Below are 20,765 nucleotides of genomic sequence, written 5' to 3'. Positions count from 1 at the left end.
GACGTTCGAGCAGCGGCTGCGGGAGCGAGGCCGGTTCGACGACGCCGCCGCGGGTGCCATCTTCCGGCTGCGGCGCTCCTACGAGGAAGAGGAGTACGCGGAGTTCGCCGGTGCGGACATCCGGGCCTCCAACGGTTGGGATGATGTCCAGGCCGTGACCGAGGCGCTGCGCCGGTCGGCGTCGCTGCCGGCACGGGTCCGTGCGCGGCTGTGGCCGAAGTCGCTGTGGCAGCCGTTCGGGGCCCAGCGCAGCGAGGATCTGGTCTCCGCGTCCTCGTAGTTCGGATGCTGGGCTTCCGCGGTCCGGTTTCCCCACCTTCTGGCGGCCCTGACGGCGTGTCGGTGGGGACACGCCGTCGTTCTGGGCGGCGTCGAAGCAGAAGGTGGGAAATCCGGAACAGCGCCTAGCTGGCGGTCGGGTCGGCGATGCCGACGTACTGGGTGTAGAGGTACTCCTCGATCCCCTCGTAACCGCCCTCGCGTCCCAGGCCCGACTGCTTCACGCCGCCGAACGGTGCCGCCGCATTGGAGATGACGCCGGCATTGAGGCCCAGCATGCCGGTGTCGAGCCGCTCGCCCATCCGGAGGCCGCGGTTCAGGTCGCGGGTGAAAACGTACGCCACGAGTCCGTACTCGGTGTTGTTGGCGAGCCGGACGGCGTCGTCCTCGTTCGAGAAGGTGACAATCGGCGCTACCGGGCCGAAGATCTCCTCCTGCAGGATGCGGGACTTCGACGGAACGTCCGCGAGCACCGTCGCAGGGTAGAAGTAGCCGGGGCCGTCGAGGGGTTCACCGCCGGAGAGGAGCCGCGCGCCGTCGTCGACCGCGTCCTTCACGAGGGAATGCACGCTGTCGCGGCTCTTGCCGTCAATCAGCGGGCCCAGCTTGGAGCTGTCTTCGGTGCCGCGGCCCGGGGTGACGTCCTTCATGCGGGCAGCAAGCTTCTCGGCGAACTCCGCGGCGACGGACTCGTGCACGATGAAGCGGTTGGCAGCGGTGCAGGCCTCGCCCATGTTGCGGAGCTTTGCGGCCATGGCGCCGTCGACGGCCTTGTCGAGGTCAGCGTCCTCGAAGACCAGGAACGGGGCGTTGCCGCCAAGCTCCATCGAGGTGCGCAGGACGTTCTCGGAAGCGTCCGCGAGCAGGCGGCGGCCGACCGGCGTCGAACCCGTGAAGGAGAGCTTGCGGAGGCGGCTGTCCTTGATGAGAGGCCCGGTGACATCACCCGCGCTGGTGGTGCTGACGATGTTGAGAACGCCCTTGGGAAGGCCGGCCTCCTCGAGGACCTTCGCGAACAGCAGCGAGGTCAGCGGGGTGAGGTTGGCGGGCTTGAGCACCATGGTGCAGCCGGCGGCGACGGCGGGAGCGATCTTCCGTGTCGCCATGGCCAGCGGGAAGTTCCACGGGGTGATCAGCAGGCACGGGCCGACGGGCTTTTTGTTGACGAGAATGCGCGACTTGCCGTCGGGAGCCGTGGAGTAGCGGCCGGACATGCGGACGGCTTCCTCGGAGAACCAGCGGAGGAACTCGGCACCGTAAATCACTTCACCACGGGCCTCGGCCAGGGGCTTGCCCATTTCCATGGTCATGAGGAGCGCGAAGTCGTCGGCGCGCTCAGTCACCAGTTCGAAGGCGCGGCGCAGGATCTCGCCGCGTTCGCGCGGCGCCGTTTTCGCCCACTCGTCCTGTGCGGCGACGGCGGCGTCGAGTGCGGCCTTGCCGTCTTCGGGGCTGGCGTCGGCGATGCTGAGGAGTGTCTTGCCGGTAGCCGGGTCTTCGACGTCGAAGGTCTTCCCGTTCGACGCGTCGCGCCACTCGCCGCCGATGAGCAGGCCGGTGGGGACCGAGGACAGAAGGTCTTGTTCGCGCTGGGCGGTGATAGTCATCCGGGGAGCCTTTACGGTCGTCGATTCGCTCAACTGAAGTCAGCTTCCAGTCAGCTCTGAATCGGTTGTGTGTCAGGGCTCTCACGCTAGCCCTGCGTTTCGGGCCATGTCCATACAAAGCTGCACCACGAAAGCGGGGATCCACTGTGACGTTGCACAGTCGGTTCCCTGCCCGGATTGCGGCCTGCTCAGGTCCTGGCAGCCACCACTGCCGCGTACAGCTCCCGCTTGCTGACCCGCGCGTCCTCGGCGACGGCGGCGACGGCCTCCTTGAGGCGCAGCCCCTGGCTCATGAGTTCATTGACCGCGCCGACATGGTCGACGGGGGCGGTCGGTTGGTCTGCCGGTGCACCACCGACGACGACGGCGATCTCCCCCCGGATCTCGTTCCCTTCCGCCCACTCAAGGAGCTGACGGAGCGGTCCGCGGATCACTTCCTCGTAACGCTTGGTGAGTTCTCGGGTGACGCAGGCGGGCCGGTCCTGACCGAACTCCTGGTGCAGTGCCCGGATCATGACCTCGAGGCGGTGCGGTGCTTCAAAGAAGACCATGGTGCGGCGTTCGGTGCGAAGTTCAGCCAATCGTGCTGCCCGTTCCCCGGCTTTCCGGGGCAGGAACCCCTCGAAGCAGAAACGGTCGGTGGGAAGTCCGGAGAGCGCCAGTGCGGTCAGGACGGCGGACGGACCCGGAGCAACGGTGACCTGGATGCCGCGCTCAGCTGCGGCTTCGACCAGACGGAACCCCGGGTCGGAGACGGAGGGCATGCCGGCGTCAGTCACGAGCAGCAGGGTTGCGCCCGCAGCGACAAGGTCGAGCAGTTCGGGGGTACGGGAGGCTTCATTGTGCTCGTGGTAGCTGAGGGTCCTGCCGCGTGGTGTTACCTCGAGCGAGCGGATGAGCCGCTGCAGGCGCCGGGTATCCTCGGCGGCGATGATGTCTGCGGTCTCCAGGAGTGACACCAGCCGGAACGTCGCGTCCCCCATGTTGCCGATCGGGGTCGCGGCCAGCACAATGCTGCCGTTGCCCGGTGTGAGGGCTTCGGGCAGGAGGGGCTGCGGGAGATCAACCTCGTCGTCTGCCTCGGGGCCTGCCTCCGCGTCTGCTGCAGGATCTGACTCGTGGTCAGCCTCCGTGAGGTTCGCGTCCTCCGGGAGGCGGCGGGCGCCGTCGTCGTTCGTTTCCTCAGTCACTGGTTCAGCCTAGTGGGTTACGGCCCGTCGTTGATGGGGCGCAGCGTTCAGGGATGCGCAGCGTTCATTGCCCGCACCGAACTGTCAGGGGTGCTCGGTACGATGATGCGGTGAGCCAAACCACCACCGCTGCCGCCCCCCGCGAGGGGTTCGAGCGGCAGTGGGTCGTTTCGGCGCGTACGGCTTTCTCGGAACGGGTTCTGCGCAGGCGGCTCCTCGGCGAGCCTGTGCGGTTCGGCCTGTGGGGCTGGCTGCTGCCGGTACTGGTGGCGCTGATCGGCGGAGTGCTGCGGTTCGTCCGGCTGGGTGAACCGGACACCTTGGTTTTCGACGAAACGTACTACGTCAAAGACGCCTACTCGTTCCTGCTGTCCGGGTATGAGCGTGAGTGGCCCGAGGAAGCGGACGAGTCCTTCAATGCCGGCAATCCCGGGGTGATTTTGGAGACCCCGGACTACGTGGTGCATCCGCCGGTCGGCAAGTGGATGATCGCCGTCGGGATGGCGTTGTTCGGTCCGTCGAATCCCTTCGGCTGGCGGTTTTCCGCGGCGGTGGTGGGAACGCTGTCGATCCTTATTCTTGCCCTGGTGGCGCAGCGGTTGTTCGGATCTCTTGCGCTGGGGGCTATCGCAGGGCTCCTGATGGCCGTGGACGGGCAGCACCTGGTGCATTCGCGCACCTCGCTGCTCGACGTGTTCCTGATGTTCTGGGTGCTCGTTGCCTTCGCCCTGCTGGTGTTGGACAGGGATTGGGCACGGCGGCGATTGGCATTACTCATGGCCGGCTATGCGCGCGAACGGGGTCAGCCCACCCGCGAACAATTGCTGTACGGGCCGTGGCTGGGGCTTCGACCGTGGCGGATCGCCGCGGGTGTCGCGCTCGGGCTGGCGCTCGGCACCAAGTGGTCGGCGCTTCCCTTCATTGCGGTCTTCGGGCTCATGACCGTGCTGTGGGATATGTCCGCCCGGCGCGCAGTGGGCATCCGGCGCTGGGGGGTCGGCGCCGTCGTGCGGGATGGACTTCAGGCCTTCGCGTCCATTGTGCCGCTGGGGCTGCTCGTCTATCTGGCCACCTGGACGGGCTGGTTCCTGTCCTCCGACGCCTATGACCGGCAGTGGGCCGCCGAAAATCCGGACCCGCTGTGGGATTGGGTGCCTGCTCCCCTGCGCTCCCTCGCCGAGTATCACCGCAGCGCGTATAGCTTCCACGAGGGGTTGAGCAGCGAGCACCCGTATGAGGCCACCGCCTGGTCCTGGCTGTTCGTCGGAAGGCCCACGAACTTCCACTACGAGTCCGACGGGCTGAGTTGCGGCGCCTCGGACTGTTCACAGTCGGTGCTCATGCTGGGCAACCCCGTCATCTGGTGGGCCGGCGCCCTGTCGCTCGTCGTGGTGCTGCTGTTCTGGATCGGCCGGCGTGACTGGCGGGCCGGAGCCATCCTGGCTGGCATCGCGGGCGGATACCTGCCCTGGTTCCTCTTCCCGGACCGCACCATGTTCTACTTCTACGCCATCGCCTTCGCGCCGTTCCTCATCCTCTCGCTGACGTACGTCCTCGGACTCGTGCTGGGCGGACCCGGTGACAGTCCCTGGCGGCGACGGAGCGGTATTGTGCTCGTGGGAGGATTCGTTGTGCTTGCGGTCCTGGTCGCCGCGTACTTCCTGCCCATCTGGACTGCCGAAACCATCCCCTACGACTCCTGGCGTCTGCGGATGTGGATGCCGAGCTGGATCTGACACGGCGCCAGTCGCCTCCGAGGGAAAGTGAGCTGCACCCTATGCGTGAATCCTCCACCGAACTCATGGTCGACCTTCCGGCAGACTTCAACGTCACTGACCTGCTCCTCGCACAGCACCAGCGGGCGCCTCAGGCTCCGCTCTATGCGGTGAAGTCGGATGGCTCCTGGAACGACGTCAGTACCGAGTGCTTCCTCGATCAGGTGCGCGCCCTCGCCAAGGGCATGATCGCGCGGGGTGTGCAACCCGGCGACTCGGTCGCGGTCATGTCGAAGACGCGCTACGAGTGGACTCTGGCCGACTTCGCCATCTGGTTCACCGGCGCCGTCACCGTTCCCATCTACGAGACCTCCTCGGCACACCAGGTGAGCTGGATCCTTGAGGACTCTGCCGCCGTCGTCGTCCTCGTCGAAAACGAGGAGAAGGCGGTCACAGTGCGCCAGGCCGCGCCTGACGCGCAGCTGATCCTCATGAACTACGACGACGGCGCATCCTCCTTCGCCACGCTGATCTCCGCGGGCGAGTCCGTGAGCGACGAAGAGCTCGAGTCAGCGCGGTCAAGCCGGACCCTGGAGGATGTGGCGTCGCTGGTATACACGTCGGGAACAACAGGGCACCCCAAGGGGTGCGAGATCACGCACGCCAACTTCGCCTTGTTCGCGGTCAACACGGTCGAGTTCCTGCCCGAATTGCTGAAGCAGGAGAACGCGCGGACCATCATGTTCCTCCCGCTGGCCCATGTGCTGGCGCGGGCGGTGCAATTGGTCTGTGTGGCCGGTGGGGTGAAGCTTGGGCATACGTCGAATGCGACCGAACTGCTGGAGGATCTTGCAGCGTACAAGCCCACGTTCCTGCTGGTGGTGCCGCGCATCTTCGAAAAGATCTACAGCACGGCAGCGCAGAAGGCGGAGGCTGCCGGCAAGGGCAAGCTGTTCCGCGCTGCCGATGCCACCGCGGTTGCATACTCGCGTGCTCTTGATGCTGGGGCGCAGGGCGGACGCGGCCCGTCGCTGCTGTTGCGGGCGCGCCATGCCCTCTTTGACCGGGTGCTGTATCCGAAGCTGAGGGCGGTCTTCGGCGGTGAAGTGGTGCACACGGTTTCCGGTGCTTCGCCGCTGAGCGAGCACCTGGCTCACTTCTTCCGCGGTGCCGGAATCAACGTCCTGGAGGGTTACGGGCTTACTGAGAGCACAGCGCCCTGTACAACGAACACCGTGGGGCTTTCCCGCGTCGGATCGGTGGGTATTCCGATGCCGGGAACTACGCTTCGGATCGATGACCAGGGCGAGGTTCAGGTCAACGGCGTCGGGGTGTTCAAGGGCTATCACAACAACCCTTCCGCCAACGCCGAGGCGTTCACCGAGGACGGATTCTTCCGCACAGGCGACCTCGGCACCCTGGACGAGGACGGCTTCCTGCACATCACGGGCCGGAAGAAGGATCTCCTGGTGACGGCGGGAGGCAAGAACGTCGCACCCGGCCCGCTCGAGGAGAAGCTGCGCGAGCATCCGCTCGTGGCGCATGCCCTCGTGGTGGGCGACAACAGGCCCTTCGTAGCTGCGCTGGTGACGCTCGATCCCGAGGCCGTGCAGAACTGGGCCGCAGCCAACGGTCACAGCACGCCGGTGCCGGAGGCGGCGCTGCGTGCCGAGCTTCAGACGGCCGTCGATTCGACGAACGAATTGGTTTCCCGGGCCGAGCAGATCCGGAAGTTCACCATTCTCGACGCCGAATTCTCAGTCGACTCCGGGCACCTCACTCCGACTCTGAAGCTGAAGAAGGCAGCCGTGCTCAAGGAGTATTCAACCGCCGTGGAGAAGCTGTACTCCTGAAGAGTCAGACGCCGCCCGCCGCTCGGCGCCTTGCGTACGCGTTCGCCGACTTCTCGCGACGCGCCCTGGTGGGCCAGGTCAGCACCAGTGTCAACACCGAGCCAAGCAGCACAATTGCGCCGACAACCGCAGCGGCGTCAATCCAAAACTGGGCAGGGAAGAGTCGAATGAGGGTGTCGTCGAGGCGGAAGGTCCAGGTGCCGTCGGCGAAGAAGAGCGCATGCACTTGGGTGAAAAAGGTTTCCCATGCCAGCACACCCGCCACTGCGAGGACTACGGCCAGCACAAGGGTCGCAACCGCACCAGCGAACAGAGCCCGCCGGATTCCTCCGGGGTAGCGGCGAGCCAGATAGACGCAGGCCGCAATGGCAAGGATGGCGAGGACGGTTGCAACGACAAAGCCAGTAGAGAGCACAGCCTTCACGTCAGCCATATGACCGACTTCGCTGTCGAGGAACAGCTGGTCGCCGTCGGTGTTGACGAGGTTTCCCAGGTAGCGGGCGGGCGCCCAGTTCAGGATGTAATCCATCGTGTACGAGCCGTATGTCATCCTGTCCTCAGTGCTGAACCCGTAGCTGTCAGCGGGGAAACCTGGGCGGTGATACTCGGCCCACAGGAACAGCGGCGTGGTGACCGCGCGAACAGCTGCTCCGAGAAGAATCACTGGGAAGAATACGGCGACAACGACCTGCATCACGCGGGGAAGGACGGGCTTGGCGGCCGCGGCCTCGTCGCGCTGGCTCGCCCGGCGGGTGACGTCTTCCTCGGGCGGGCGGATGGTGAGGGCGGAAGTGTCCGGGGCAGGATCGTCGTCGGTTTCCCGGGCGCCCTCTGATACGTGAGCGCTGGCGTCGGCGTCGGCGTCGGTGACACCCTTCCCCGTGACGGGTATTGCGGCGATCTGCTGGGTAGCCGGGGTCGAGGGGTCGTCCGTGGCGGGTACCGCCGCAACGGGCTCATGGTGGGGCTCCTCGGATCCCCACTCGGACGTTCCGCTGCTGATCGGCTCGCTGTAGGCCGATACATCGGGGAGAGTGCTGGCCTTCCGCATGGGGAAGCCGCTTTCGCGAAGGCGGGTTGAACCCCCGCCGGGCACGTCCGAACGCAGTGCAGCGCGACGCTCGCTGCCTGCCGGTCCGCTCGTGTTTTGGTTCTCGACTTTGTCAGCCACGACTGTCTCCTTGGATGGAATTCCTATCTACGACAGTACCCGCGCGGTCCGGGAGCGGCGTTGTGGGGCACGCCGTCGGAGGTTCTAGGCCGTCAGGACGGACGCCCCCTGGTCCTCCTCAGTGAGGTCGCCGGTATACCCGGCCCGAACGGCACGCCTTCCGAGCACCAGTGTGTACACCCAGTACAGCGCGAAAACCAGGAAGCCGATGCCGATCCGCAACCACACAGGCAAAGGGCTCGGCGTCACGAAACCCTCCACCAGGCCGGAAATGAACAGCACCAGAACCAGTCCGAGGGCAACGGTGATCAGTGCTCGGCCTTCCTCGGCAAGCGCCTGCGATCGGGTCCGGGCACCGGGCGAAACCCACGCCCAGAAGATGCGGAGTCCGGCTGCCGTCGCAATGAAAATTGCGGTCAACTCCATGAAGCCGTGCGGCAGGATGTAGGTGAAGAACACATCGAGCTTGTCGTAGGACGCCATCATCCCTCCGGCAATCCCGACCCCCTGAGCATTCTGATACAGAATGAACGGGCCCCAGAAGCCGGTGATTCCGAACGCCACCGCCTGTACCGCGATCCACGCGTTGTTGGTCCACACCAGACCGGCAAAAGACGCGGCGGGGTTCTCCGAGTAGTAGTCGACGAAGTCCTCCTCGACGTACCGCCGAATCTCCTCATCACTACCCAGCGCCGCGATCACGCCGGGCGTGTTGGCAACCCACGCCCCGTACAGCCAGCCAACCGCCACAAACACCACGCCGACGACGACGGTCAGCCACCGGATCCGGTAGAAGGCCGCCGGCAGCGAGATCACGAAGAACCGCGCAATATCCTCGAGCACGTTCGACCGGGCGCCGGTGAACCTGGTCCGGGCCCGCGACAACCGCATCGACAACTCGTTGGACAGCGCACTCTCCGGCGCGATGGATCGGATCATCGACAGATGGGTCGACGCACGCTGATACAAGTCGAGCAGCTCATCCGCCTCGCGACCATTCAGCCGACGCTGCCGGGTCAGCGAATCCAGCCGGTTCCAGTCTGCGCGGTTAACTTCCTCGAATGCGTCCAGATCCACCCGATCAGCTTAGCCCCCGGGGAGTACGGCCATCGGGCGGCTAAGCTGAAATCATCCAAGGGGAGGACAGTCCATGAGCTCGGTCATCACAGGCGAAGCGGTCGTTCTTGAGCTGCGCCCGGCATCGTTCGGCGCGCGCGCCGTGAGCCTGATGATCGACCTGCTCGCACAATTCCTGGTGATCATCGGCGTCATCGTTGCGGTCGGGAACACGTTCGGCGGGTCATTCGACGCCGCGCTCACCCAGGCGCTCGTACTGGTGCTGGTCGTGCTGGTCCTGGTGGTCATCCCGGTCACGGTGGAGACGGTGACCAGAGGCAAGTCACTCGGTCGCCTGGTCATGGGCCTGCGGATAGTGCGCGACGACGGCGGTTCCATCCGCTTCCGGCACGCCTTCATCCGCGGGATGCTGGCTGTCCTCGAAATCTACTTCCTGGTGGGCTCGCTCGCGTTCCTGGTGGCCGTATTCAACGAGCGTTCCAAACGGCTCGGCGACCTCCTCGCGGGCACCTATTCAATGCATGAGCGCGTCGTGGTCAAGACACGCACCCGTGCTGTACTGCCGCCGTCGTTGCAGGACTGGATCAGGACCGCCGACGTCGCCCAGCTGCCGGACGCACTGACCCGCCGCATTTCGCAGTTCATCGGACAGGCAACGCGGCTCACTCCTCCGGCGCGCGCTGCCCTCGCCGTCGAACTCGCCAGCGAAGCGTCAGCGTTCGTCTTCCCAGCCCCGCCGGCCGGCACGCTGCCCGAAGATTTCCTGAACGCGGTCGTCTCCGAACGGCGCGACCGTGACTACGCCCGGATGACGAAGCAGCGCGAACGCACATCACGTACCGCCGAGCAGCTCCACAAGTTGCCGTTCAGCTCCTGAGGACGGCATACAGCTCCCGAGGCTTCGCCGGACAGACCGACCGGGAGCGCCGAAGAAATCAGGCCTGCTGCGCGGTCCAGTCCGACCAGGACACATTCCAGTCCCCGAAACCGTCCCACACCTGGACGGGACCGGTGTCGGTGTTGCGGATCTCCAGCATGTCCCCGGGACCGAAGGTGTCGTAGAAGTACTTGGCACCCTCAGGGCTCATGCCGACACAACCGTGGGACACGTTCGCAACGCCCAGCACCGACTGCGCCGCAGGTAGCGCCTCGTGAACAAACGCACCGCCGTTCGACAGGCGGCTCGCCCAGTTCACATCGGTAGCCTCGTAGTAGGCCGGGTCGCCCGGCTTCAAACCAATGGATTCTGCTGAGAACCTCGTCTGCTCGTACTGCTCCATCACGGTGTACAGGCCGTAGAAGGAGGGCCATTCCTCGGTGCCGAGCGTTACGGGGAAGGTCCGTTCCAGCTTGCCGTCGATGAAGACCTGCATCTCCTTCGTGGCGTTGTCCACCACGGCCAGCCGGTTGTTGTGGGTCTTGAACGAATAGGTGTCGTTGAAGTTGCCGATCATCCCGTTGCCGAAGTCGACACCAAACAACTGCATGTCGACGGTGATGGTGCTATGCGGCTTCCAGTACTCCTCTGCGCGGTAGCGGACCTCGGTGTCGTTCAGCCAGTAGAACGCACCTTCCTGGCCGGACGTGCTGGTGATGGTGATGGCCTTCTCGACCTCGTCCTTGTTGACCACGGGCTCGCTGAACGTGATCTCAATGGCTTGACCGGTACCCACGGTGGAACCGGGAGCCGGGTACATCCAGGCGTTCGCCTCGTTCTCGGGCTGGACGGTCGTGAAGGTCTGCTCCTGGCGGTGCTCCGTGCCCGCACTGTCGACGAGCACGAACTCGAACGAGTACTCGGTCGCAAAGGCGAGCGGACCGTCAGCCTTCCAGGAGGATCCGTCCTCCGAAACTGTTCCGGCAACAGGCTCGCCGCCGCCCACCGGCGCCAGCACCACGTCCTTGACTGCGGCCTTTTTCGCCTGGATCTCCGGCAGGGTGGCCGGGTTGACCGCTGCAGCGCCATCCGTCGGTGTCACGCCGAAGGTGAATTCCTCGGCGTCGGGTGCTTCGGATTCTTCAGCGTCCGGCTCATCATCTTGAACCTTGTCGGCAGGAGCGGACGACGACGGCGCTGCCGCCGGCTCGTCCCCGAAGTTGGCCCAGCTCGGCGCGGTGATGGCACCGACTGCGCCGCCGCCGACCACGAGCAGCCCAGCAACAATGAGCGCGCCGATCTTCCAGCCTCGCCGTCGTTGCTGGTTGTCCTCGGAGAAGTTCGACATGCTTCTATACCCTGCCTGCTAGTTGCTGTCCAGATGCGATTTTACGCGCGCCCCGCCGGGCAGCCTGCAACGGACACACATCGGTCCGGTTACAATTTCACGCCGGGACGAGCGTGCCCCGCTGCGGGTTTCGGGCTACCTGCGACCCGCCCGCAAGGAGCGCTCCCCCTCTAGTACCGGTAGTGATCCGGCTTGTACGGTCCGGCCACATCGATATCCAGGTACTCGGCCTGGCTCTTCGACAGCTCGGTCAGCTCAACACCCAGGGCGTCGAGGTGCAGCCGTGCAACCTTCTCATCGAGGATCTTGGGCAGCACGTACACCTGGTTGCCGTACTCCGGCGACCCGTCTTCGCGCGTCTGCCCATGCTTGGTGAACAGCTCGATCTGGGCAATGGTCTGGTTCGCGAACGAGTTGCTCATCACAAACGACGGATGACCGGTGGCGTTACCGAGGTTCAGCAGACGGCCCTCGGACAACATGATGATGCTGCGCTGCCGGTCCGTCCCGTGATCGAACACCCACTCGTGGACCTGCGGCTTGATCTCGACCTTTTTGATGCCCGGGATCCGGGCCAGACCGGCAATATCGATCTCGTTGTCGAAGTGACCGATGTTGCCGACGATGGCCTGATGCTTCATGCCCTCCATGTGGTGCGCCATGATGACGTCCTTGTTGCCCGTGGTGGTGATGAAGATGTCACCCTGGGCGAGCACCGACTCGAGCTTGGCCACCTGGTAGCCGTCCATGACAGCCTGCAGGGCACAGATCGGATCGATTTCGGTGACGATGACGCGCGCACCCTGGCCGCGGAGGGCTTCCGCCGCGCCCTTTCCGACGTCCCCATAACCGCAGACGACGGCGACCTTGCCGCCGATGAGTACATCGGTTGCGCGGTTCAAGCCATCGGGCAGCGAGTGGCGGATGCCGTACTTGTTATCGAACTTCGACTTCGTCACCGAGTCGTTGACGTTGATGGCCGGGAAGAGAAGTTTGCCCTGCTCCGCCAACTGGTACAGGCGGTGGACGCCGGTGGTGGTTTCCTCGGTGACACCCTGGATCGAAGCCGCGATCCGCGTCCAGCGCTGGGGATCCTCGGCCAGCGAGGAACGCAATACATCGAGAACCACGGTGTATTCGTGTGAGTAGTCGACGTCGTCCTCGGTAGGCGCCTCGGGTACGGCTCCGGCGGCCTCGAACTCGGCGCCCTTGTGCACCAGCAGCGTGGCATCGCCGCCGTCGTCGAGGATCATGTTGGGCTCACCGTCGGGCCACTGCAGGATCCGGGTGGTGGCCCACCAGTATTCCTCGAGGGTCTCGTTCTTCCAGGCGAAGACCGGCACTCCGGCCGGCTCCTCTACCGTTCCACGCCCGACGACGATGGCCGCCGCCGCTTCATCCTGCGTGGAGAAGATGTTGCAGGAGGCCCACCGGACCTCCGCTCCGAGCGCCGTGAGGGTCTCGATCAGGACCGCAGTCTGCACCGTCATGTGCAGGGAACCCGCAATACGCGCCCCCTTGAGCGGTTGGCTCTCTCCGAACTCGCGCCGCAGTGCCATGAGGCCGGGCATCTCGTGCTCGGCGAGGCGGATCTGGTGGCGGCCCGCTTCGGCCAGGGAGAGGTCAGCGACCTTGAAGTCAAACGTCATTTTGTTGAAGATTCCTCTGCAGTGGTGGAAGCGGCGGTCGGGTTGGCAGCGGGAGCAGTCTCCGCTGTCCTCAGTTCAGGGCGAAGCAGCACGGGGATCAACTCGTCGATCGGGTACTCCACGAAACTGCCGGTGGGGTCGGGTGCGGACGAGCGCAGTACCTCGCCTTCCTGCACCAGTGCGGATCCAGTGACGGGGCACCGAAGGATGGCCAACAGATCAGAGGCGATATTGGGCAACGTGGTGCAGCCTTTCAAGGATTCCGGGTGCAGCGTTCGTGCCGGCTGCAACAGCCGGGACACGTTGGTGCGGTGTTACAAGGGTATCGCGCAGCGCGGGCGCGATGAGAATCCTGTGGATGGTGCCGGAGAGCAGGAGCAGGAGCAGAGATTAGCGGTCGCGGAGCATCCGCAGATGGCCGCGGCGTATTCCCGTTTCTCCGGGCGGAGGCGTCAGCGGCGACTTCGGCCCGTGCGGGGCGGCCGGCTCGGGCGCACTGCGGTCAACCGCAGCTTCCCGAACCGCGTTGGCCAGCGCCAACAGGTCATCGGGATTGGGCTCCGGCGGGCCGGACGGCATAGCGAGCCGGACTACTTCCCAGCCAAGAGGAACCGTGAGTTTTTCAGCATGTGGAGCGCAAAGATCGTAGGAGTGGGGCTCCGCGTAGGTTGCGAGCGGACCCAGCACCGCGGTGGAATCGGCATACACGTAGGTGAGCGTTGCCACAGCAGCACGCTGGCACGCTGAACGCGAACATTGCCTGATCGATCCCACGACTGATTAGCCTACCGTGTCCCGTCGCCGTGATGCAGCAGGCACGGGTTCGGACTAGAGTTTCCCCATGCGGGATAGCTCTCTTTCGATTCGCCTGGCTGTACCGGAAGGGCCGGTTGGCCGCCAGTCCCGGTTCGCCGGCAGGCGGCGCGACCGCCACGGCAGAGGCTTGCGCGGCGATCTCATTCCGTCCCACCTGCCCGGCGCCCGCACCCGCTCCGAACGGTTCGAAGACTGGGTCATGGAGTCAGCCCAACGCCTGGAGAGGCTATGGGGCGACAAGATCCAGGACGTTCAGATCATCGTCCAGGAGATCCCGGACGGTTTGGAGCAACTCGCTCCCGCAGCAGTACGGGGTTTGCTCGGCTCGTCGAAGCCCGCAGCGGCGAAGCGACCGGCCACCATCACTGTGTACCGGCATCCCATCGAGATGACGGCCAAGGGCTACATGCCCACCAACGAGCTCGTCCACGACGTAATTGTGGAGCAGATGGCCGAACTGCTGGGCATGGCCCCCGAGGCGGTTGACCCCGCCTACGGGCGGTCACGGGCCTAAGTCACGGCCTGAGTCACGGGCCTGACGGCCAGAGTCACGGGCCTGAAGAAACCGGTCAGAAACCGATGTCCACGGCGACGCTCTGCTGGCCTGAGCTGCCCGCCGGGATGGGGGCTACAGATATGCCGGGAGTGTCGCCGTCGAGCGTTGCTACCTGGGCACCGTACGCCGGGTCGCCCGAGGCGCCGATCAGGGCCGCTGCCGTTCCCTTGCCGAGGTCAGCGGCAGGCACCGTGACCGTGGTGCCGCCGGCGACGTCGAACACCAGCTCCTTGCCGAACGTCCCGTCGGCACTGACCGGCGTGAGCCGGACCTCCGCGCGGCCGGACGGTGCACTGAAGACGAACGCCGAGCCCGCGCCGGTCGGCAGAACCGAAACATGCTGGTCACCCAGCCGCACGGCCGAGGGAACGAGTGCCAGATCCAGCGGCTCCTTCGGCTCCGAACCACGGGAGACCCGCGCCGATGCAGAGATCAGGACGTCCGAACTGATGACCGCTGAATAGTCGCCCTCGGGCAGCGAATCGAGCGGAATCGCGGTCACCGCGCCGGCAGTTGCGGTGACCACTCCCCCACCGGGTAGTTCCACTTCGCCGCTGGGACCGAAGACCCGCACGTCCAGCACGGCATCCGTGCCACCCGGGACCGCAACCTGCAGCGACGGCGCAGCACCGGCGTAGCCTTCCTGCGCGGTAATCGCATCCATCTCATCGGGCGCCTGAATGCGGATGCCCGGAACAACTTGCGAGGCAGCACTGGGAGCCGAGGGCTGGATGAGTTCCACCCCGCCCGGAGTCAGCCCGCGCAGCACGCTCTGCTGAATGAACCCGCTGACCCGGCCGCCGGAACTCCGGACCCGGACGGCAACATTTTCCTCATTAGCGGCAAGCCCAGCGACCACGATTGACTCAGACTTCCCCGGAGCGATCAGGATCCCCCGGCCGCCGGGCGCATCGATAACGCCCTTGGAACCATACAAGTCAAGATTCACAGTGGCCGGCGACTGCGACGGGTTGTGCAGGTTCAGCACCGCTGCGGCACCGACAGTGGTGACGGCACCGACCAGCCAGAAGTCATTCGAGGGAACCTGGCAGTGCGCCACCGCCAGACCGGCGAGGTCACCGTCCGTTGCGGTGTAGGTGAATCCGGCGCCGGCGGTGGCGCGCTGCTCGCCAAGGGCCTGGGCGCGCATCACGGCTGCACCCTCAACCGATTGCCCTGCCGAGACACCGGCCACGCGGTTGGTGAGTCCGTCCTCATTGCTGACCTGGGGTTCGCCTCGTTCGGATTCGGGTACCTGCTCCGCGATGACGGCGAGCGGATCTCCACCCGAGAGCGGTGCGATTGCCGAGCCGGGGACCGTACCCCCGAGGTCACTGAGCGTCATGGCACTGACCCGATTGAGGGCAGTTTCCGACACCGGGCTGAAGTCGGGATCACCGCCGTCCACGGTGCCTTCAAGCAACCGCAACGGCTCCGGACACACCGCCGAATACTCCCCCGCAGGGACCGCCGCGGTCGGCACCGGAAATGCTTCCGCGGCGCCGTCGATGTTCTGGACGATGCTCGCCCCCGCGAGGGCACCGGTAGCAGAAACCAACACGACGCCGGCTGCGATCCCCGCTGCACCGCGCACCCAGGTGCCGCGTCGGTTGGCAGGCACGGCGGTCTTGCGGTCCTTGTGTGTCGCACTCATCTCAGGAGCCAGCCTTTCCGCTGCTCAGCGCCGATTCACGCGCAGGGTCTTCAGGATTACCAGCGTCCCTTGCGGCGTCATCACGGCTGTCCTGCGGATGGCGATCAGCTCGCTCATCCTCAGCCGTTTCAGACGGAATCAGCGGTTCCGGCGCCGCCGCACGGCGACCGGTGGATACGGGTTCGCTTGCCGTACGCGCCCTGCCCTGCGGGATGTGGACGAAGCGCGGCCGGGCAGGCATCGGAACCGCAAGGAGGAGGGTCAGGCCGAACACGATTGCCTGGGCAAGCCCCGACCAGGGTTCCCACGGCGTGACGTAGTGAACCTGCAGCTGCCCTCCGGCAGCCGGCAGAGCATAGGCCTGGTTCCACTCCGACGGTGCCTGTTCCAGCCGCTCGCCGTTGAGCGTCGCTTCCCAGCCGGGCGCGGACCGCTCGGCGAGCACCAGCAGGCGCCCCTCAGGGCCGGACGGGACTTCCGCAGACGCCGTGGTTGCATCCGAGTTGACCACGGACAGCGTGGTGCCGGACTCGTCCACGATGCGCAGGCGTCCCACCTGTGCAGCGCCGGTGGATTCACCCGAGGGCGCCATCTCGACCCGCCACAGCCACCCTGACTCGGTATTGCCTACCGACACCAGGCCGGGGACGGAATCAATCTGGCTAGCGAGCACTTCCGCGGCCGAATCGGACTGTTGCAGCACCACGAAGCCGACTCCAAGCCGCCGCAGTTCCTCGCGGGGATCCACCCCGGTGCCGGCCACCAGGGTGGCGACGGTCCGGCGGATGTCGGCTGCGGCGTCGTCGTCCTCGCGCAGTTGCGCGTCAAACAGCGAGCCATGAAGCTGGCGGGCTGCGTAGATCTGGGAAAGGGAGTCGAGGGTGGTGCCGCTGCCGCGCATCAGGGACGCGCTGACGTTGTTGTCACCATCGATCTTCATGACCAGGGTCGAACTGCGCTGCCCGTCGGTGCCGCGGTCAGCCGCGGTAGCGGGGAGCGTACGGCTGGCGCTCGGCTGCACCATGGACTCCGTACCGAACCTGGTCGCCTCAACCGCCGCATCCGGTGTTCGAAGCTGTGGAAGCAGCCAGACTGTAAGGCTCGTCACCGGGCCGAGGGCAAGCACCAACGCCGCAGCCGTGAACCATAACCGGGCGGCCCGGACAGACCGGGCGGAGCGCGTTGACCTGCCGGCACGCAGCCGCTGCAGCAGCCACTCGCCGCCGAGCAGGGCGGCCGCCAAAAGTGCCAGCGAAACAACAGAAACCCACGGACCGCTGAACGGCGGAATGAGCGTGGACGAACCGACCGCCGTCACCACAAACGAACTCCCCACACTGCCCAGCAGTGCCAGCACCGCCAGAGCCCACAGCACCCGCGCGGCTGCCCGCCGCTTGCCCGGCAGGAACAGCGCCGTCGCCGCAAGGAGCAGCACCGGCAGTCCGACAATCAGCGAGACCACCAGCGGCCAGGGTCCTTCGGACAGCTCAGGGAACGCGCCGAGAGTGCCGAACGCGGGGAACGCCAGCGGGTAGCCCAGCAGCTGCTGCCACAACGGTGCGGCGTCGAACGGAAGCGGTACTCCCGGGTCGCCGAGGATCCCCCACGGACGATCGAGGGTGGAGGCTGCGAACGGAACAAACAGGGCCAGCGGCGCCAGGAGTGACCACCACACTGTCTTGGCGCGGCGTCGTGCAACCAGTGTGATGGCCACCACCGCCAGGACGAAGAAGACCAGCAGCGACGGCGCGGCAGCAACGACGACGGCGAGCAGCAGGCCCGCTGCGGCCGCAGCCGTCCAGCTGGGAACACCGTTGATCCCCGGCTTCAGCATCAGCTGGAGCGAGCGTTGGCGCGCGCTGGAATCGGCGTCGTCGTTCTGTTGGGCGCCCGGCCGGCCGGGCGCCTGGCCCACGGCACGGATCAGCGCCAGTGCAACCAGCGGCAGCAGGATGTGCACCAGCAGCGCGCCGAGCCGGCCGCTACCGCCGGCCACCTGAAGCACCGGCAGGGAACCCCAGAAGAAGGCGCCCCACAGTCGAAGCGACCGGCTGCGCACGAAGGCGCCCGACCCGAACCACGCCGCGAGGCCCGCCAGAGGAGCGGCGCACACCATCACGAAGACGACGGCGGCGTTCCCGTTACCGAAACCCAGTACGGACAGCAACCACAACACGTAGCTGAAGGGATCGCCGTGGCCGGCTACACCGGCGCCGAGGTCGATCCACCAGCGTGAGCCGTTGGACCAGATTTCCGCGAGGTCGGGCGACAGCGGCAGGAGCGAACCCCCTGCGAGGGCGGGCGCCCCGACGAACTGGCGCAGCGCCACCAGTGACACGCCCAGCAGAACCAGGGACGCCGCGATCGGTCCCCAGCCGGCCCAGATCCGGGACGGCCCTTCCAGGGCGGCAAAGTCATCGTGTGCGTCGCCCGAGGGAACCTCGGCGGCGGTGCTCTGCGCGTAGGACTCGTCCTCGAGCCCCCGGGCCGAGAATGCCTCCACGACGGACTTCCGGTGGGACCATACCTCGCGGCGCTCGGTGCGCAGGGCGCGCACGACCGACCGCGGCAGGCGCCTGGTCCGGGCAGCGGAGCGCCGGGAACGGTACAGGTCGAATGGCTTCAACACCGCGGCGATACTCGCGGTGAGCTGCCCGACGCCGTAGCCCGGGTCCTTCGCCAATAAGCCGAGGATGAGCCGAGCAAACCCGCCAAGGACGGCGCCGACCGCGAGGAACGGCACCTTCCACAGCGTTGCGTGTTTCAGGCGGAGATACACCTCGGCTCGGCGCGCGGCACCAAGGGTGGCTGAATGGTTGGCGCGCGATCCGGCATGGCGCATGACTGCCTCCGGCACCACCACCACGCGGTGGCCGGCGAGGCGGTTACGCCAGCAGAAGTCGACGTCGTCGCCGGTTCCGGGCAGTGCGGAATCGAAGCCGCCCAGTTCGTCCCAGACGTCGCGGCGAATCAGCATGCCGGCCGAGTTGACCGCGAACATGTCGCTGCGGACGTCGTACTGGCCCTGGTCCAGTTCGTCTACGTCGATGAGAGTGAGGCGCTCGGCCCACCGGCTGATGGACAGGCCTACGTCAACAAGTTTTCGGCGGTGCTCCCACTCCACCTGCTTGGCGCCGGCGACCGTCACGGAAGGTGCGAGCTCCACCGCGCGCAGGAGTGCCTCCAGGGCGGTGGGCTCGGGAGCGGAGTCGTCATGCAGGAGCCAGATCCAGTCGTGAACCCCGCTGTCAGGGTCCGCACGGCGGCTGGGCGGAATCTCGGCCAGGCCGGTGCGCACTGCGGCACCGAAGCCGCTGCGGGCGGCCGCCCCCACTACGGGAGAACCCACCGGAAGTTGCAGTTGCAGAAGTGACGCCGATTCATCAGTTGAACCGGCGTCGACTCCTACGTGGAAATCCGGGGGTCGGGTCTGCTGACCGAGTGCTTTCAACGTGCCGGGAAGATACTCGGCTCCGTTGTGGGCTACGACAACGGCTGTGACCCTTTGTTGCGGATGAATCAGACCGCTCGCTTTCGCAACCGGCGGCGCTCACGCTCGGACAGGCCGCCCCAGATGCCGAAGCGCTCGTCATTCTCCAACGCGTACTCAAGGCACTGGGCCTTGACGTTGCACGCACCGCATACTTTTTTGGCGTCCCGTGTGGAGCCGCCCTTCTCAGGGAAGAACGCCTCGGGGTCGGTCTGCGCACACAGCGCGTCCGCCTGCCAGCCCAGTTCGCCTTCATCATCGAAGTCGGAACCGATGCCCGGAAGGCCAATCCACACTGCCTGTTCAACCCGCTCGGGAGCAGCCTGACGACGAGGAGCATCCTTGGGGTCAGCATCAAGGAAATTCTCGATCCCGGCGCCCTCGCTCAGTGCCTCATGTGCTGCAAGGAAGGCGGTTGCCTCATCTTCCAGAGACTGGGTCTGCTTTCTATACCTCTCAGCGGCACCCGGGTCTGCGGGATCGACATACCAGTCCTGCGGAACGCCGCGCGACCCGTAGCGCGCAGACGCCTGGGCCGCGATGGTCGTGCGGTCCTGAATGTGCTCTGCTTGCCCCATACCAGCCTCCCGGTGTTGCAGCTTCGGCCAGAAGCTAGTGTGGGAGATGCGCCTCCAGCAAGTCGCTGAGAAACCCCGAAATCCCGTCCGCCGAAGCAAATCCGATGACCTAATTACACGCGTGTAAGTCGCATCGAGTCAAGCGGCGAGGGAATCTTATAGAGTTAATTTCTTGGATCGGTGGCACGCCACGCGCATCGCGCCTCACAATTATGCAACTGAACCCGCAGGTCAGCACGCTTACCACCCGAAAGGCAGGCACCCGGTGGCCGAATCTGAGTCCATTTCAGGATTGCTCGACTCCTTCCGAGCAGCCGCCGGCGCGCCGCGCCTGATCTGGTACGGGCCCGACCACGAACGCGTGGAGCTCTCCGGGCGGGTACTGGAGAACTGGGTGGCCAAAACCTCCAATCTGTTGACCGAGGAGCTCGATGCCGGCGTGGGCAGCGTGGTCGCCGTGGAGATGCCACCGCACTGGAAAACGCTCGTGTGGGCGCTTGCCAGTTGGCAGGTGGGCGCCGTGACGCTGCTCGACGGCGGTGCTCCCGCGGACATACGAGCCACCATGGAGCCTCCGGCCGATGGCGGCGAGCCTGACCACCCGGACGAACTGCTCGTACTTGTAGCCCCTGGCGCCCTGGACATGCGCTGGCCCGGTGCCGTCCCCAGCGATGCCGTCGACTACGCGGCGACAGTCCGCTCCTTCGGCGATGTCTACCTTGAAGCGCCGGCGGACGCCGGCGCCGAACTGTTGCGGGCAAGCGGCACCAGCGCCACTTTCAGTGATCTGACAGCTGGGGGCATCGGCTCAGCCGAGGGCATCTGGCTGGTCCCGGCAACACTGCCACTCCATACGGTCCTGACGGCGGCCGTCCGCATCTGGGCGAGCGGTGGAACAGTGGTGC

The 20,765-nt window shown here is 66.0% G+C and carries 17 protein-coding genes; 6 read left to right on the top strand and 11 right to left on the bottom strand.

Translation table 11 applies throughout. The features are described from left to right. On the top strand, positions 1-280 hold a 280-nt coding region (locus tag RIF85_RS03420), incomplete at its 5' end, for a hypothetical protein (RefSeq protein WP_309070505.1). Between the two features lie 124 nt (positions 281-404). On the opposite strand, the gene RIF85_RS03415 is transcribed toward RIF85_RS03420, so the two are convergent. Continuing rightward, complete coding sequence (locus RIF85_RS03415; RefSeq protein WP_309070504.1) at positions 405-1,886, bottom strand: NAD-dependent succinate-semialdehyde dehydrogenase; 1,482 nt, start codon at positions 1,884-1,886, stop codon at positions 405-407. A 188-nt stretch (positions 1,887-2,074) separates the two neighbouring features. Continuing rightward, a complete protein-coding gene (gene rsmI / locus RIF85_RS03410; protein WP_375164825.1) occupies positions 2,075-2,869 on the bottom strand; it encodes a 16S rRNA (cytidine(1402)-2'-O)-methyltransferase in 795 nt (264 codons plus the stop codon). 260 nt (positions 2,870-3,129) lie between these two features. Between rsmI and RIF85_RS03405 the strand changes: the two genes are divergently transcribed. Continuing rightward, positions 3,130-4,812 carry a dolichyl-phosphate-mannose--protein mannosyltransferase gene (locus tag RIF85_RS03405; RefSeq protein WP_375164824.1) on the top strand — a complete coding sequence of 561 codons (1,683 nt, stop codon included), beginning with the start codon at positions 3,130-3,132 and terminating at the stop codon, positions 4,810-4,812. A gap of 41 nt (positions 4,813-4,853) precedes the next feature. Continuing rightward, a complete protein-coding gene (locus RIF85_RS03400) occupies positions 4,854-6,644 on the top strand; it encodes an AMP-dependent synthetase/ligase (RefSeq protein ID WP_309070502.1) in 1,791 nt (596 codons plus the stop codon). Between the two features lie 4 nt (positions 6,645-6,648). Here RIF85_RS03400 and RIF85_RS03395 read toward each other — a convergent pair whose 3' ends face one another. Further along, entirely contained in the window at positions 6,649-7,815 is a 1,167-nt protein-coding gene (locus RIF85_RS03395) for a TIGR01906 family membrane protein (protein ID WP_309070501.1), read from the bottom strand. An 84-nt stretch (positions 7,816-7,899) separates the two neighbouring features. Beyond that, complete coding sequence (locus RIF85_RS03390) at positions 7,900-8,892, bottom strand: stage II sporulation protein M (RefSeq protein WP_309070500.1); 993 nt, start codon at positions 8,890-8,892, stop codon at positions 7,900-7,902. A gap of 73 nt (positions 8,893-8,965) precedes the next feature. Between RIF85_RS03390 and RIF85_RS03385 the strand changes: the two genes are divergently transcribed. Then, positions 8,966-9,769 carry an RDD family protein gene (locus tag RIF85_RS03385; RefSeq protein WP_309070499.1) on the top strand — a complete coding sequence of 268 codons (804 nt, stop codon included), beginning with the start codon at positions 8,966-8,968 and terminating at the stop codon, positions 9,767-9,769. 58 nt (positions 9,770-9,827) lie between these two features. Here the strand turns inward: RIF85_RS03385 and RIF85_RS03380 are convergent, their stop codons facing one another. The 4 genes from RIF85_RS03380 to RIF85_RS03365 all read right to left on the bottom strand — a co-directional run bounded on the left by RIF85_RS03380 (position 9,828) and on the right by RIF85_RS03365 (position 13,540). After that, on the bottom strand, positions 9,828-11,117 hold the full coding sequence (locus RIF85_RS03380) for an Ig-like domain-containing protein (RefSeq protein ID WP_309070498.1): 1,290 nt from the start codon (positions 11,115-11,117) through the stop codon (positions 9,828-9,830). 170 nt (positions 11,118-11,287) lie between these two features. Further along, the gene (gene ahcY / locus RIF85_RS03375; protein WP_309070497.1) at positions 11,288-12,766 is read right to left on the bottom strand and encodes an adenosylhomocysteinase; all 1,479 of its coding nucleotides are present in this window, start codon (positions 12,764-12,766) and stop codon (positions 11,288-11,290) included. Continuing rightward, positions 12,763-13,068, bottom strand: coding sequence for a hypothetical protein (locus RIF85_RS03370; protein WP_309070496.1), 306 nt, complete (start codon positions 13,066-13,068; stop codon positions 12,763-12,765). Before RIF85_RS03370 ends, ahcY begins: the two co-directional genes overlap by 4 nt. A gap of 88 nt (positions 13,069-13,156) precedes the next feature. Further along, complete coding sequence (locus tag RIF85_RS03365; RefSeq protein WP_309070495.1) at positions 13,157-13,540, bottom strand: DUF3499 domain-containing protein; 384 nt, start codon at positions 13,538-13,540, stop codon at positions 13,157-13,159. A gap of 67 nt (positions 13,541-13,607) precedes the next feature. Between RIF85_RS03365 and RIF85_RS03360 the strand changes: the two genes are divergently transcribed. After that, positions 13,608-14,096, top strand: a complete 489-nt coding sequence (locus RIF85_RS03360) for a metallopeptidase family protein (protein ID WP_309070494.1) — start codon at positions 13,608-13,610, stop codon at positions 14,094-14,096. Between the two features lie 55 nt (positions 14,097-14,151). Here RIF85_RS03360 and RIF85_RS03355 read toward each other — a convergent pair whose 3' ends face one another. The 3 genes from RIF85_RS03355 to RIF85_RS03345 are packed head-to-tail and all read right to left on the bottom strand — an operon-like array spanning position 14,152 to position 19,860. Then, complete coding sequence (locus tag RIF85_RS03355; protein ID WP_309070493.1) at positions 14,152-15,792, bottom strand: DUF5719 family protein; 1,641 nt, start codon at positions 15,790-15,792, stop codon at positions 14,152-14,154. Position 15,793: 1 nt separating this feature from the next. After that, a complete protein-coding gene (locus tag RIF85_RS03350; protein ID WP_309070508.1) occupies positions 15,794-19,312 on the bottom strand; it encodes a glycosyltransferase family 2 protein in 3,519 nt (1,172 codons plus the stop codon). Continuing rightward, entirely contained in the window at positions 19,312-19,860 is a 549-nt protein-coding gene (locus tag RIF85_RS03345) for a WhiB family transcriptional regulator (RefSeq protein ID WP_309070492.1), read from the bottom strand. Before RIF85_RS03345 ends, RIF85_RS03350 begins: the two co-directional genes overlap by 1 nt. A gap of 265 nt (positions 19,861-20,125) precedes the next feature. On the opposite strand from RIF85_RS03345, the gene RIF85_RS03340 reads away from it, so the two are divergent. Further along, positions 20,126-20,765 (top strand): TIGR03089 family protein (locus RIF85_RS03340; protein ID WP_309070491.1); only part of this gene is annotated, 640 nt, incomplete at its 3' end.

The sequence above is a fragment of the Arthrobacter sp. genome, from assembly GCF_031179385.1.
Classification (GTDB): Bacteria; Actinomycetota; Actinomycetes; order Actinomycetales; family Micrococcaceae; genus Arthrobacter_D.
This window is presented reverse-complemented; position numbering and strand designations above follow the sequence as displayed.